This is a genomic window from Pseudomonas sp. NPDC087612 (assembly GCF_044743505.1).
Taxonomy (GTDB): Bacteria; Pseudomonadota; Gammaproteobacteria; order Pseudomonadales; family Pseudomonadaceae; genus Aquipseudomonas.
On record NZ_JBIUWO010000004.1, the window covers coordinates 315167 to 329352 of the forward strand.

Annotated in this window: 12 protein-coding genes; 7 read left to right on the plus strand and 5 right to left on the minus strand. The window is 64.2% G+C overall.

Annotation, left to right across the window (positions count from 1 at the left end; translation table 11 throughout):
* Nucleotides 1-5 precede the first annotated feature (5 nt).
* Nucleotides 6-623 (plus strand): TPM domain-containing protein, encoded by a 618-nt coding sequence (locus ACIOVF_RS10345; RefSeq protein WP_045197558.1) that lies wholly within the window; start codon nucleotides 6-8, stop codon nucleotides 621-623.
* Nucleotides 624-732: 109 nt separating this feature from the next.
* The gene (locus ACIOVF_RS10350) at nucleotides 733-1950 is read left to right on the plus strand and encodes an SAM-dependent methyltransferase (RefSeq protein ID WP_045197560.1); all 1218 of its coding nucleotides are present in this window, start codon (nucleotides 733-735) and stop codon (nucleotides 1948-1950) included.
* Between the two features lie 24 nt (nucleotides 1951-1974).
* Here the strand turns inward: ACIOVF_RS10350 and ACIOVF_RS10355 are convergent, their stop codons facing one another.
* The 5 genes from ACIOVF_RS10355 to ACIOVF_RS10375 all read right to left on the minus strand — a co-directional run bounded on the left by ACIOVF_RS10355 (nucleotide 1975) and on the right by ACIOVF_RS10375 (nucleotide 8232).
* Nucleotides 1975-2868 (minus strand): DMT family transporter, encoded by an 894-nt coding sequence (locus ACIOVF_RS10355; RefSeq protein ID WP_045197562.1) that lies wholly within the window; start codon nucleotides 2866-2868, stop codon nucleotides 1975-1977.
* Between the two features lie 95 nt (nucleotides 2869-2963).
* Nucleotides 2964-5519 (minus strand): TonB-dependent hemoglobin/transferrin/lactoferrin family receptor, encoded by a 2556-nt coding sequence (locus tag ACIOVF_RS10360; RefSeq protein WP_371128669.1) that lies wholly within the window; start codon nucleotides 5517-5519, stop codon nucleotides 2964-2966.
* A gap of 114 nt (nucleotides 5520-5633) precedes the next feature.
* Entirely contained in the window at nucleotides 5634-6587 is a 954-nt protein-coding gene (locus ACIOVF_RS10365; protein ID WP_195884914.1) for a FecR domain-containing protein, read from the minus strand.
* On the minus strand, nucleotides 6584-7123 hold the full coding sequence (locus ACIOVF_RS10370; protein WP_045197566.1) for an RNA polymerase sigma factor: 540 nt from the start codon (nucleotides 7121-7123) through the stop codon (nucleotides 6584-6586). The genes ACIOVF_RS10365 and ACIOVF_RS10370 overlap by 4 nt, the downstream gene beginning before the upstream one ends.
* 86 nt (nucleotides 7124-7209) lie before the next feature.
* Nucleotides 7210-8232, minus strand: coding sequence for a DUF4917 family protein (locus ACIOVF_RS10375; protein ID WP_045197568.1), 1023 nt, complete (start codon nucleotides 8230-8232; stop codon nucleotides 7210-7212).
* 112 nt (nucleotides 8233-8344) lie between these two features.
* On the opposite strand from ACIOVF_RS10375, the gene ACIOVF_RS10380 reads away from it, so the two are divergent.
* The 5 genes from ACIOVF_RS10380 to ACIOVF_RS10400 all read left to right on the plus strand — a co-directional run bounded on the left by ACIOVF_RS10380 (nucleotide 8345) and on the right by ACIOVF_RS10400 (nucleotide 14186).
* On the plus strand, nucleotides 8345-9415 hold the full coding sequence (locus tag ACIOVF_RS10380) for a glycerophosphodiester phosphodiesterase (RefSeq protein ID WP_401289228.1): 1071 nt from the start codon (nucleotides 8345-8347) through the stop codon (nucleotides 9413-9415).
* 69 nt (nucleotides 9416-9484) lie between these two features.
* Nucleotides 9485-10123, plus strand: coding sequence for a LysE family translocator (locus ACIOVF_RS10385; protein WP_045197570.1), 639 nt, complete (start codon nucleotides 9485-9487; stop codon nucleotides 10121-10123).
* A gap of 77 nt (nucleotides 10124-10200) precedes the next feature.
* Nucleotides 10201-10740, plus strand: coding sequence for an RNA polymerase sigma factor (locus tag ACIOVF_RS10390; RefSeq protein ID WP_045197572.1), 540 nt, complete (start codon nucleotides 10201-10203; stop codon nucleotides 10738-10740).
* Nucleotides 10733-11701, plus strand: a complete 969-nt coding sequence (locus tag ACIOVF_RS10395) for a FecR domain-containing protein (RefSeq protein WP_045197575.1) — start codon at nucleotides 10733-10735, stop codon at nucleotides 11699-11701. Before ACIOVF_RS10390 ends, ACIOVF_RS10395 begins: the two co-directional genes overlap by 8 nt.
* A gap of 70 nt (nucleotides 11702-11771) precedes the next feature.
* Nucleotides 11772-14186, plus strand: coding sequence for a TonB-dependent siderophore receptor (locus ACIOVF_RS10400; protein WP_401289233.1), 2415 nt, complete (start codon nucleotides 11772-11774; stop codon nucleotides 14184-14186).

Consider the following 14186-nt stretch of genomic DNA (forward strand, 5'->3'; position numbering starts at 1 on the left):
AGCGCATGACTTTGCTCACTGAACAACAACAGCGCCAGGTCGCTGAAGCCATTGCCCGGGTCGAGCGGCATACCGATGCCGAACTGGTCACGGTGCTGGCCAGCCGCGCCGACGACTATGCCTATATCCCCTTGCTGTGGGCCAGCCTGCTGGCCCTGGTGGTGCCGGGCGTCGTCCATTACCTCAGCGGCTGGATGAGCGTGCACAGTTTGCTGATCGTGCAGTGGCTGACCTTTATTGCCTTGTGCCTGCTGTTTCGCATCCCGTCGCTGACCACCCGCCTGATTCCGCGCTCGGTGCGCCACTGGCGCGCGGCGAACCTGGCCCGCCGGCAGTTTCTCGAGCAGAACTTGCACCACACCGTGGGTGGCACCGGCATGCTGATCTTTGTCAGCGAGGCCGAGCGCTATGTCGAGATACTCGTCGATGAAGGCATCTCCCGGCACCTGGACAACAAGGTCTGGGACGCGATCGTCAAGCGCTTTACCGTACAGGTGCGCCAGGGCCAGACACTGCAGGGGTTCGTCAGTTGCATCGAGGCCTGCGGCGAGCTGCTGCGCACCCATGTGCCGCAGACTCACGAGCGCAACGAGCTGCCCAACCGCCTGGTGGTGCTCGGTTAGCCGCGGCGACATCGGTCGACAAAAGCTGTGCAGGGAAAGCGCATCCACGTAAAATTCCCGGCACTGCGCATCCCTGCGCCCCCTCCGCAACCCGAGGCAGCCTTTCCCGATGTCCGATTCCCCCACCGCCCAGGCCGCGCCGGATGCGCGTGCGCAGTTTCTGAGCCTGCTCGCCACCAGCCTGGAACAGAACGCCCTGATCAAGCTGGTGCTGGCGCGCCATGTCGGCAACGAAGAAACCCTGCAGCGCATCATCGCCAAGCCGCTGACGGTCAAGGGCCAGGCTTGCGTGTCGTTCGTCTACCGCTACAAGACCCGCGACATCACCCGCAACCTGGTCAACGATGAAGCCCTGGCGCTGGTCGATGAGCTGCTGCCGGCGTCGTTTCGCAACGCCCATCTGCTCAGCCTCAGCGACGAAGCGCAGCTGGAATTCAGCAAGAAGGGCAAGCCGATGCTCCATCGCAGCGCCGTGCAGCAGGCGCGCCAGGCGCCGGCCGGGGAGCATGACCGGGAGAAAAAGCGCTACCTGGAGCTGAGCCGGCCGTTCTTGCACGACCTGGGCGTGACCGACAAGCAGCAGGCGCTGATCCCGGCGATGTCGCGCAAGTGGAAGCAGATCAACAAGTTCATCGAAGTGTTTTCCCATGCCCTGAATTCGGCGCCGCTGGCCGCCGACCAGACGCTGCGGGTGGCCGACTTCGGCTCGGGCAAGGGCTACCTGACTTTCGCCATCCACGATTACCTGCGCAATACCCTGCAGCGCGAGGCGCAGGTTACCGGCGTCGAACTGCGCGCGGACATGGTCGAGCTGTGCAACGCCGCGGCCTCGCGCCTGGAGCACCCGGGCCTGGTGTTCGAATGCGGTGACGTGCGCAGTGTGGTGCCCAGCGCCATCGAGGTGATGATCGCCTTGCATGCCTGCGATATCGCCACCGATTACGCGATTCATACCGGCATTCGTTGCGGCGCGGCGATCATCATGTGCTCGCCGTGCTGCCACAAGCAGATCCGCCCGCAACTGCACAGCCCAGGCTTGCTCAAGCCGATGCTGCAGTACGGATTGCACCTGGGCCAGCAGGCCGAGATGCTCACCGACAGCTTGCGCGCCTTGTACCTGGAAGCCTGCGGTTACGAAACCAAGGTTTTCGAGTTCATTTCCCTGGAGCACACCAACAAGAACAAGATGATTCTGGCGGTCAAGCGCCAGGCACCGGTTGAGGCTTCAGCATTGCTGGAGAAGATCCAGCAGCTCAAGGACTTCTACGGGGTCAAGGAGCATTGCCTGGAGACCTTGTTGCGCGCCGATGGCTTGATTCCTGCCTGAATCATCGCGGGGCAAGTCGAGGCGTCAGCCCAGGCCCCGCACAGGCGCAGGCTGCACCCGGGTCTTGCGCCCCAGCACCACCGTGGCAATCACCCCGGCGGCAAACAGCCAGGTAATCGGCTCGACCTGCTCGCCAAAGAACAGCGCCGAAAAGGCGATGGTGAAGAAAATCTGCAGCAGCTGGATCTGGCTTACCCGGGCAATGCCGCCCAAGGCCAGCCCGGCGTACCAGGCAAAGAAGCCGATGAACTGCGAAAACAGCGACACATAGCCGAACGCCCACCAGGCCTTGGCACTTACCGGCCCCTGGTGCTGCAAGGCCAGGTAGATCACCGGTCCGAGCAACAGCGGCGCCGACAGCACCAGCGCCCAGCAGATCACCTGCCAACCGCCCATTTCCCGCGCCAGCCGGCCGCCTTCGGCATACCCCAGGCCGCCCACGGCAATCGCCGCGAGCATCAGCAGGTCGCCGGCCTGGATCTGCCCGGCGCCCATGATCATCGCGTAGGCCAGCACCAGCGCACTGCCCAGCGCGGCGCAGGCCCAGAAGGCTTTCGATGGCCGCTCATGAGACAACCAGGCGGCGTACACCGCCACGCATAAAGGCTGCAGGCCGTTGACCAGTGCTCCGTGGGACGCCGGCACGCTTTGCATGGCCCAGGCCGAGAACACCGGAAAGCCGAGGATCACCCCCAGAGCCACCAGGCTCAGGCCCTTGATCTGCGCCCAGGTTGGCCATTTTTCCCGGCGCCAGAGCAGCAGCGCCGCAGCCGGGATCGCCGCCAGCAAGGCCCGCCCCAGGCCGTTGAGCAAGGGGTGTAGCTCCTGCACGACGATGCGCGTCATGGGCAGGGTCAGGCTGAAAATAATCACACCGAGAAGGCCAAGGGCCATCCCGGTGTTTTCGCGGCTGGACATACGGAGCGCCTGTGGCAGATAAGTGCTTTCATTGAGCCACAGGGCGGACGGATGATCTTGTTACAGTTGCTGACAAGTTCATCCGTACAGTTGCCTCAGAAGAAGCGGGTGATGCTGACCTTGGCGTTCCGGCCCTGGCTGTAGGCGTACTCGCCACTGAGCTCGGAGCGATAGTCCTTGTTGAACAGGTTGTCCACCGTCAGATTCACCTCGGTGCCTTTCAGGTAAGGCTGCTGCGGCTTCCAGTTGGCGAACAGGCCATGGATCTGATAGTCGTCGTTGGCATAGTGGTCGTAATAGCGATCACCCAGGGCGCTGGCCGGGCCTTCGCGGTAGTTGTCGCTCGGCAGGCGGTCGGTCTTGCGCACGAACTGCGCCTGCCAGCCGACCTTGGCGTCCCAGCTGGGGATCTTCACACCCAGGGTGGTGATCCATTTCGGTGCCGGAATGTCCTTGGCCCAGACGTCCGGCCCCCAAGGGTTGGTGTAGGCGCCTTCATGGCGGCCGGTCATCCACGAGTAGGACACCGAACCGAACAGGTAGGTCGAGTCGTAGAAGCTTTCGACCTCGAAGCCCTTGATGGTCACACCCTTGAGGTTGCGGTAGTTGGACATCAGGCCTTTACCGCAGGCGTCGGAGATGCTTTCGCCCTTGGCCAGCTGTGCTTCGCAGCCGATGCCGGTGGCCTTGAAGATCTCGTCCTTGATCTCGTTACGAAACAGCGTGGTGCGGATCTGCATGCTGTCGTCAGCGGTGAAGACGTTGGCAAAGTCGGTGACGTTACCAGCGCGCAGGGCGGTGATGCGTTCCGGGTCGAGGTTGCGGCTGCTGGCGGTGCGGCTGCCGATACCCTGGACTTCGTATTGCTCATCGAGCACCGGGGCGCGCCAGGTTTTGCTGTAGTCGGCAAAAAAGGCGGTGTTGGCGGTGGCTTTCCAGAACACTGACAAGCGTGGCGACCAACCGGTGTAGGTTTTCTCGCTGTAGTCGTGGCCGTTCTCGGCAACGTTGTAGTACGGCGCCTGGTTTGGCTTGCCCTTGTTGGCTACATGGTCGTAGCGCAGCGACGGGGTGATGGTCACGTCACCGAGGGTGATAGCGTCCTGAATGAAGTAACCCTGGCTGTCGACGGTGCCGCTGGGCATGAAGTACGGCTGGTAGTGGCCGTTGTTGTACTTGGGAATCTCGTAGCTTTTGCCGGGCATCCACATCTGTGTGTCACGGTCGTGGTGGCGGATCTGAAAGCCGCTGGTGAAGGCGTGCTCCAGCGGGCCGGTGGTAAACAGGCTGGTGTTGCGCACATCGAGCATCTGGTCCTGGTATTCGGTGTCCATCTTGCGCCCGCCGGTGGACGGCTGGAAGAACGCCGTGGCATCGCGCTCGTCGGTCTGCTTGGTGTCGGACTCGGAGTATTTGACCTGCAGGTCGATCAGCGGGTTGTTCACCGGCTGGTACTTGTAGGTGGTCGACCAGGTGGTGTCGGTGGTCGTGCGATTGGCCAGGAAGCGCTTGAGGGCATCCTTGTAGCCGAACCTGTTGATGTCCGACTGGGTCGGCGGCGTCGGGTAGGCGGTAGAAGAGAACGGCGCCCAGCGCTCACTTTCCGAGCGCGACCAGGAGAAGCCCAGGCTGTGCTCGTCGGTAAAGTGCATGTTGGCCTTGAGCAGTGCGCCGTCCAGGTCCAGGGCACTGTTGGGCAGGCGCTGGGGGTTGATCGGGTAGCGGCCCTCGGGGTCGGGCAGGGTACCGGCCAGTTTCATGTCATCGCCGTCACGCTTGGTCAGGTACACCAGGGCGTCCATGCGGCCATCGTCGGTGCGACCGAACAATGCCGAGCTGTAGACCTGCTGATGGTCGTTGCTGGCATAACCATACTTGAGCATGGCGCCGCTGTTGCGACCTTCCTGGAGCAGGTCGGGGGCGTCCTTGGTGGTCATGTTGACGCTGCCGCCGAAGCCGCCGTTGCCGGTGTAGATCGAGTGCGGGCCCTTTTCAACCTCGATGTTCTTGATCAGCTCCGGCTCGATGAAGATGGTGCCTTGCTGGTAGCGCTCGAAGCCGCTCTTGGTCGCGCCATCGACGGTCATCGGCACGTCTTCGGCATCGCCCAGGCCCCAGATGTTGATGGTCTGGCCACCGGGTTTGGCCGAGCCGCCCATGTTCACCCCAGGCAGGGTCGCCAGCACGCTGGGGATGTTGCTCGGCTGATAGCGGTCGATGTCTTCCTGGGTCAGGGTCGAGCGGCCGACGGTGCTCGGGTCGACCTGCTGGCCGTTACCCACCACGCTCACCGCGCCAAGCTGGATGCTGTTGTCGGCGGTCGCATCGTTGTCTTCACGCAGGCGCACCACATAGGTGTTGCCGACCTTGACCAGGGCAAAGCGGCTGTTGTGCAGCAACTGGCTGATTGCTTCGAGCGGTTCGTAAGCACCTTGCAAGGCCGGGGCCTGGACGCTGTTGAGCAAGGATTCGTCAAACAGCAGTTGCAGCTTGGCCTGCTGCGCCAGCTGGCTCAGCGATGTCGCCAGCGGCTGCGCCGGCAGGTTCAGTTGCACCGGTGCGGCCTGGGCCTGCAGGCTCAGGGCCAGGCACGCGGCCAGCAGCGAAGGACGAACAGACAACGGCTTGAAAGGAGCAAACGCACGCAAGATAAAACCCCCCAATACGGCAACAAAGGCCAGAAAAGGCCTGCAGTGATTACGCAGACGGGAGGAAGACGCAGGGCTGCGGAAAACCCTCACATGCGAATGAAAAATATTCTCAAATTACTGTTTGCGTTCGATCCGCACCCGACCGTCGGCAAGGTTCACCGCCTTGATCGGCAGCAGCACTGGCAGCGCAGTGAGCAGGGCGTCAGGGTCGTTGACGTCAAGATTGCCCGAGACCTTGTAGCGGCCCAACGAGGGATCGGCGAGCAGCACCGGTGCCGTACGGTAAAGCGACAGTTCGTCGATCAGGCTGGCCAGTTCGCGGTTGCGAAAACTCACGTGGCCGCTGCGCCAGTCGGCGATTTCTGCAGCGCTCAGGTTGTGCACGTTGAGGCTGCCGCGGGCCAGGTCATAAACCGCTCGCTGGCCGGCGCTCAATAGCAGCGGCGGGCGATTCTCGCCGGGGGTTTCCAGCGCTACCTGGCCGTGGGCGACGCTGAGCACCAGCTCCTGCTGGCCACGGCGCAGGTCGAAACCGGTACCCACCACGCGTACCCGGGCGTTGCCGGCATCGACGAACAGCGGCCGCTCCTTGTCGGGCGCCACTTCGATGTACAGCTGGCCCTGGTCGAGGCGAATCAGCCGGCGTTCGTTGTCAAAACTCAGGCTCAGCCGGGTGCGGGCGTTGACGTCCAGCTGGCTGCCATCGGGCAGGGCCAGGTGTTGTGGGCGTTCGCTCTGCGCGGCCAGCTGTTGCTGGTGATGGCGGTTCGGCAGGCCCAGGTTGGCCGCCAGCAGCGCACACACCAGCCCGGCGGCGATGGCCAGGGCCGGGCGCCAGCGCAACGGTTGGCGGCTGGGCAGAGCGACCGGTTTGTTCAGGCTCTTGAGCGCAGCCAGGTCGTCCCAGAGCTGTTCGAACTGGGCATAGGCGCGGGCATGCTCGGGGTTTTGCAGCCACTGGGCGAAGGCCTTGCGGGCTGCGCGCGAGTTGTCGTTGCGGTTACGGGTAAACCAGCTGGCCGCCTGGGCATCGATGCTGCGCTTATCGATTTCAGGAGTGGGGGTCATTCTGGCTGCTCCATGCCGTTGTCACTGTCCAGGCGATGCTTGCAATGCAGCAGGGCCGCGGCGATGTGCTTTTCCACCATGCTTACGGAAATGCCCATGCGCGTGCTGATCTGCGCCTGCGTCAAACCTTCAAAGCGGTGCAGCATAAGGGCTTCGCGGCGGCGCGGCGAGAGCTCGGCGAGGACAAGTTTCAATTGTTCCAGGCGTTGTTGCTGCTGGGCATGCTTGAGCGGGTCGCTGGCGGTGCCGGCCGGTGTCTGTTCGCTGGCCTGGGCATCTTCGTCGAGCACGCTGTGGCGTACCTTCTGCCGACGCCAGTGATCGCTGAGCAGGTTGCGCGCCATCTGGAACAGGAACGCCCGTGGTTGCTCGACCCGCGCCCGGTCGCGATAGCCCAGCCACTGGGTGAACACGTCCTGGGTCATGTCTGCCGCATCGTTGGCATTGTCCATGCGCTTGCGCAAAAAATGCAGGATATCGGCATAGAACCCGCGGCAGGTGTCGTGGGCCAAAGGGTCGGGTTTGGGGCGCGGCATGCAAGCTTTCCAGGACGGACCGGAGAGAAAGGTTGCGAATGGTATCGAGAATAATTGTTATTTACCATGCCTGTTTTTATCGCCGGTCAACGCCGCTTGCGAATTGGTACCGGCACCGCGACTTCCAGTCCGGGCGCTCCCAGCGGGTGGCTGCTGGCATCGAAGAAGTGCAATTGCAGCGCGGGCATATCGGCAAAGCGCTGCACGTAGTGCTGCTTCTGGCTGATGATCGAGGCTGCGCTTAACGGCCGGATGGCGATGGCCAGGTGCGCCGGGCGTGCTTGCTTGATCGCCTCCAGCAGGTGGCGGTCGGTGCTGTCCAGGTGCTGGCCGAAAATGCACAGGCCGCCTTGATGGCCGGCCAGTTCACCAAGCGCCCAGCTTAAGTAATCGGAACTGCGGATGGCCTTGAGCTTGTCGTCGCTGCTGCTTTCGTTGACGAACAGCGGCACATCACCGGGGGTGTTGACGGCAAAGCCGTCGAGCAACTGGCCGTCGCTGGCGCTGCGCTGGCGTGTGCTGCCGTCCTGCTGCTTGAGCAGGTGCAGGCCGCCGTGCAGGTACAGCAGGCGCGTGCCCGGGCCGCGAGTGCGGCGGATATCGAAGTTGCCGTCTTCGTCGAACAACTGCTGGAAACCTTCCGGCTTCTGGCTGGCGGCCCAATGGCAGATCAGGTCGTAGTTGCTTGAGTAAACGCTCTGGTAGTTGCCCAGCTCGCGGTTGATCAACTGCAAGGTCTGGCTTGGCAGCATGCGCCAGGGAATGTGCACGCTGCGGATGGCGTGGATCAGCGCTTCCTTGATCGCGTAGTAACGGTTCAGCGGCGCCGAGGAGCTGATCGCCAGCGCGGCGTTGATCCGCACCGTGGTGTTCAAGGCACTGAGCACCGGCTCGAACAGCTCGCTGCCCAGCGACTTGAACAGCGCCTGATCGCTCAGGTTCAGGGGCTTGTGCCGCACCCGCTGGGCCTCCTCGAACAGCGAGAAGTAGCTGAACGGCCGCCACAGTGCACGGCTGGCGCCATTGCCCAGCAGCAGGCCGCTGCAGGGGTGACTGGCGTTCAGGTCTGGCCAGTGGTTGAGGCTGGCGTCGAGGTCGGCGTGGGGCATCGGGCATCTCTGTGGCAGGGCAGGCAATCGCCGGCGACTTTAGCATGCAACCGGTCTGTCATCAGCGTTGGCGACTATGCTGGATTCGCTGCGCAGCAAAGGAAGCCTGAAGATGTTCAAAACCGTTAAACATGTATGTTGCCTGGCGCTATTGCCGCTGGCGGCGCTTGCCGAGGCCGGGCCGGGCACTGAATTGGCCAGGGCGCAGGGCATTGCCTACCCGGCGGTGATCGCCCATCGCGGCGCCTCGTATGATGCACCGGAGTCCACGGCGCCGGCCTACCGGCTGGCACGGGAGCTGGGCGCCGATTACCTGGAGCTGGACCTGCAACGCTCCAGCGACGGCGTGCTGGTTGCTGTGCATGACGATAACCTGCTGCGCACCAGCGACGTGGCCGAGCGCTTTCCCGAACGCCAGGACCAGCCGGTGAGCGCCTTCACCCTGGCCGAGCTGAAATCCCTGGACGTCGGCAGCTGGTTCAACAAGGCCTACCCCGAACGTGCCCGGGCAAGCTTCAAGGGTTTGAAAATCCAGACCCTCGATGAAGTCATGGACATCGCCGCGGCCAATCCGCAGCGCCAGCCCGGCTTGTACATCGAAACCAAGGTGCCGAACCTGTTTCCCGGTATCGAAGCCGACCTGAACAAAGCCCTGCAGGCCCGTGGCTGGCTCGAACGGCCGGGCAGGGTGGTGCTGCAGAGCTTTGACCGCAACAGCCTGGCGCTGCTGCACCAGCACATGCCCCAGGTGCCCAAGGTGCTGTTGCTGTGGATCGGCAAGGGCAGCATCGAGCCCGCCTCGCAGCAGACCTTCGCCGAATCCGGTGAAGCCGACAAGGCCGCCTTCTATGCCCGTCAGCAACCCCGGGACAAGGCCGAGTTCGTGCGCTGGCTGGATTACGCCAAGGCCGCCGGCGCCATCGGCACCGGACCGTCGGCGGCGCTGGCCGAGGGCGGCGCGCAGAGTTACGCCGACCTGGTGCAGCCGTGGATGAACCAGCTCAGCCACGACAAGGGCCTGCTGGTGCACGTGTACACCGTCGATGAACCGGTGGATTTTCGCCAGGTGCTGGAGGCGGGTGTGGACGGTATCTTCAGCAACCGCAGCGGCCAGCTGCTGCGCTATCTGGGCCGCCCCAGTGCCCGCAGCCAGGCGCAGATCCTGCGTGCCGAGGGCTACTGAGAGGCTGGCTGGCGCCGCGCGGCTGCCGTAGACTTCGCGCCTTGCACGGACTTTCAGGACACTGCCCCGATGACCTTTTCGCTGCTGCTCGCGGTAATCGCTTCCGGTTTTATCTACGGTATTACCCCGGGCCCCGGCGTGCTGGCGGTGCTCGGCATTGGCGCCACCCGCGGGCGCCGCGCCGGCGCGGGGTTTCTTTGCGGGCACTTGCTCGGCGATGTGCTGTGGTGCAGTACCGCATTGGTGGCGATCGTCGGTGCCCGGCAAATCGGCAGTTCGGTGTTCGACATCCTCGGTGTGATCAGCGGCCTGTACCTGTTCTGGCTGGGCATGCGCGCCTTGCGCAGCCGCCCGGGCAGTGGCGACGGCGAGCAGGGGCCGGTGCGCAAGCCGTTCTGGCATGGCGTGGTATTTGGCCTGACCAACCCCAAGGCCTACCCGGTGGCGGTGGCGACGTTCACCGCCTTGCTCTCGAGCCGCGCCGAAGCGCTGGACTGGTCGATGCTGCCAGCCTTGATCGCCCTGAGCTTTGTTGGCGGCTTGCTGGCCTACCTGATTCTGATCGGCGTGGTCGGTGCCCGTCATGTGCGCACCCTGTACACCCGCTACGAGCTGTGGATCACCCGCGCCTGCGGGGTGATGTTCATTGGCTTTGCCGTCAATGCCCTGGCCCACGCCTTGCCGGGGCTGCTGCCGCGCAACAGCTGAGGGCTGGCAGAAGGCCGCACAGGTATGTGAGAATGATATGAATTCCTATTCATGTTTATCTTCCACGCCGGACCTTCATGACTTCGCTTTCCATGCCCTGGACCGCCGCTGCTCCGGCCCTGCAGGCGGTCGTCGACGATCTGCTGGCCAATTACAGCGACCTGCGCCGTTACCTGTGTGGCCGCCTGCGTAACCCGGATGATGCCGCCGACATTGCCCAGTCAAGCTTTGCCCAGGCTTACGCCCATGCTCTGAACGCGCCAGTGGTCAACGCCCGGGCGTTGTTGTTCCAGGCCGCGCGCAATCTGTGCATCGATCAGTACCGGCGGCGCAGCAACGAGCTGGCGGCGCTGGAAGACTGGCTGAGCCGCGCCGATATGCTGAGCCCCAGCGTCGAAGACATCATCATCGCCCGCGAGCAGTTGCAGCAATTGATCGAGCGTATCGAGCGCATGCCGCGCCTGCGCCGCGAGGTGTTCGTCCGTGTGCGTCTGCACGGCCAGCCCCATCGCCAGGTATGTGCTGAACTTGAGCTGTCGGCCAAGGCCGTAGAGCTGCACATCGCCCGGGCGGTGTTCGATTTGTCCGAGCTGAGCCTGGCGGCACGGCATGTCTGAGTCGTCGCCGGTTTCTCCACGCAAGGTGCAGCAAGCCCTGACCTACCTGGCCGCGCTGAACAGCGACGACCCGCAGCGGGTGCAGCAGACACGTGGCCAGCTGGAGCGTTGGCGCGGCAAAAGCAGTGAGCACGAACGGGCCTGGCAGGAGGCCGAACAACGCTGGCAACTGGTGCATCGGCTGACCCCGCAACTGCGCACGGCGGTAACGCCGGAGCCGGTTAATCTCAGTCGTCGGCGTCTGCTGCGCCAGGGCGGCGGCTTGCTGGTGGCGGTGGCCGGGGCCAGTTGGCTGGGCTGGTTGTGGCGGCGTGCGCCGCAGTTCGATCGCCTGCTGCAAACCGTGCATGCCGAGCCGCCGCGGCAGGAGATTCTGCCCGATGGCAGCCAATTGTTGCTGGCGGCCGAAACCAGCTTGCGCATCGAGTACAGCAACGGCTTGCGCCAGGTGCGCCTGCTGCAGGGCAATGTCTATTTCGATGTGGCGCGCGAGCGCATGCGACCGTTTCTGATCAGCACCCGCCTGGGCGAGGTAGAAGTGCTGGGCACGGCCTTCAGTGTCAGCGATCGCGGTGGCGAGATTCAGGTCGCGGTGGCTCGCGGGCGGGTCGAGGTGCGTGGCCTGCGTGAGGGCTCGCAGGTGTTGCAGGCGGGTGAGCGCATCAACCTCGACGCATATGGGCGCCTGCTCGCGCGCAGGGCTGATGCGCATGCTGCAGCGAGTCTTGAGCATTGGCAGCGGGGCTGGTGGTCGTTTACCGATACGCCGCTGGCCGAGGTAATCGCCGAGGTCAACGCCTATGCCCTGCAACCGGTGACCCTCGCGGCTAGCGCCGCCCAGTTGCACCTGACCGGTAGCTTCCCCAGCAACCAGCCGGAAATGCTCCTGCAGGCGCTGCCGAAAATCCTCCCGGTGAGCCTGGTCAACCAGGGGCAGCAGCGCACCCTGCAACGGCGCTGAAAATAATTTTGAGGGGTAACGCCGAGGTGGCCCGTCTTCATCGCTGAACCCACCTCTGCAAGGACAGATCATGTCGCTTCCCCATGCCCGCCCGGCACACCCTGTGGCTTTTCCCGGCACCCTGCGTCGATTGGCGCTGGCCTGTGCCCTGGGCAGCGCCAGCCTGTTGCCGTTGAGCGCGGCCGATGCCGGCGCTCTGGCCGCCGATGCGCAGGCCTTGAGCCTGAACCTGCCGGGCCAGTCCCTGGAAGCCGCGGTGCATGCCCTGGCCCGCGAAGCCGGGGTGGCCATCGCCGCCGACAGCCAGTTGCTGGCTGGCCGTAATGCCCCAGCCTTGCAGGGTCGGTTCACCTTGCAGCAGGCCTTGCAGCGCTTGCTGGCCAACAGTGGCCTGGTGGCCAGCGAAGAGAACGGCGTGATCATTCTGCGCAGCCTCGACAGCGATGGCGCCCTGACCCTTGGCGAGCTGAACATCAACGCCAACAGCAACGCCAACGGCATCCCCGAGGCCTACAGCGGTGGCCAGGTCGCCCGTGGCGCGCGGCTGGGCATGCTGGGCAATCGCGAGGTGATGGAGACGCCGTTCAACGTCACCGCCTATACCGCCCAGCACATGGAAAACCAGCAAAGCGGCACGGTTGGCGCGGTGCTGCGCAACGACCCGTCGATCCGCTTCAGTACCGGCGAAGGCCACGCCTACGAGAACTTCATGATTCGTGGCTACTCCCTCGATTCCACCGAACTTGCGCTGAACGGCCTGTACGGCCTGGCCCCGGACGGCCACGTTGCGACCGAGTTTCTGGAACGTGTCGAGGTGCTCAAGGGGCCTGGTGCCTTGCTCAACGGCATGGCGCCCAACGGCGGTGTCGGCGGGGTGATCAACCTGGTGCCCAAGCGCGCCGGCGAAGCACCGCTGACGCGCCTGACCAGCAGCTACGTGTCCGACGGTTATGTCGCCAACCATATCGACCTGGGCCGACGCCTGGGCGATGAGCAGCGTTTCGGCATCCGCTTCAACGGCGTCTACGGCAGCGGCGAAACCGGTGTCGACCAGCAGTCCAAGGACCGCACCCTGGCGTCACTGGGCATGGACTATCGCGGCGATGGCTGGAAGCTCGAGCTGGACGCTTACGAAAGCCATGAAAAGCTCGAAGACGGCAGCCCGATGATGGCCGGCTTCAGCAAACTTGGGCATGTCACCAAGGCGCCGAAACCGGACACCAACATCCTCGACGGCATCTCCGCCAAGCAAGTCAGCAAGGCCGTGGTGCTGCGCGGCGAATACGACCTCAACGACGACTGGACCGCCTACGCCAGCGTCGGCAGCGCCCGCACCCGCTACAAGGGCTTTCTCAATGGCACCCGGGTGATCGTCACCGGCGCCAACGGCGATGCCAGCGGCGAGACCTACAACCAGGCCGGCTACACCCACAGCCTGTCCACCGAAGCCGGGGTACGTGGCAACTTCGTCACCGGCCCGGTGAACCACCAGGTGGTGTTGAGCACCACCTTGCTGCACCAGGACATCGGCCGCGCCGCCACCGTCACCAGCAAGAAATACGTGACCAACATCTACCACCCGGGCAAGCCGATCATTGCCGGCGATATCGGCTCCAGCGACAAGACCGGTGACAACACCCTGTCCAGCTTCGCCGTCGCCGACACCCTGGGCTTTATCGACGACAAGGTTCTGCTGACCCTGGGCGTGCGCTCGCAACGGGTACGGCAAAAGATGAGCAACCCGGCCTACGACGAACGCGCCCTGACCCCGGCCCTGGGCCTGGTGCTCAAGCCCTGGGACGCGCCGGTGTCGCTGTATGCCAACTACATTGAAGGCCTGACCCAGGGCGGCATGGTCACCGACCTTGCCGCTGCCAACTACGGCGAGCAGTTCGCCCCCTACAAGGCCAAGCAGATGGAGGCCGGGGTCAAGTGGGACCTGGGCGACTTCACCCACACCCTCAGCGTGTTCCAGATCGAGAAGCCGAGCATGCTTCTGGACCGCGCCAGCAACCGTTACACCGACGATGGCGAGCAGCGTAACCGTGGCGTGGAATGGAACCTGTTCGGCTCGCTGACCCCGAGTGTGCGCTTGCTCGGTGGCGTCACCTACACCCGCGCCGAACTGACCCGCACCGCTGGCGGCAGCTTTGACGGCAACACCGCCCGTGGCGTGCCGGCCTGGTCGGCCAACCTCGGCGCCGAGTGGGACACCCCCTGGATCGAGGGCCTGACCCTGACCGCGCTGGGCATCCACAGCAGCTCGCAATACCTCGATAGCGCCAACGACCTGAAGATCCCGCAGTGGACCCGCTATGACCTCGGCGGTCGCTACAGCACGCGTATCCTCAGCAAGGACGTGGTACTGCGCGCAAGCCTGGAGAACGTCGAGAACCGCGCCTACTGGGCCGGAGTGTTCAACGACGGTTACGCCACGGTCAGCGAGCCGCGCACGCTGAAACTCTCCGCCAGCATCGATTTCTGA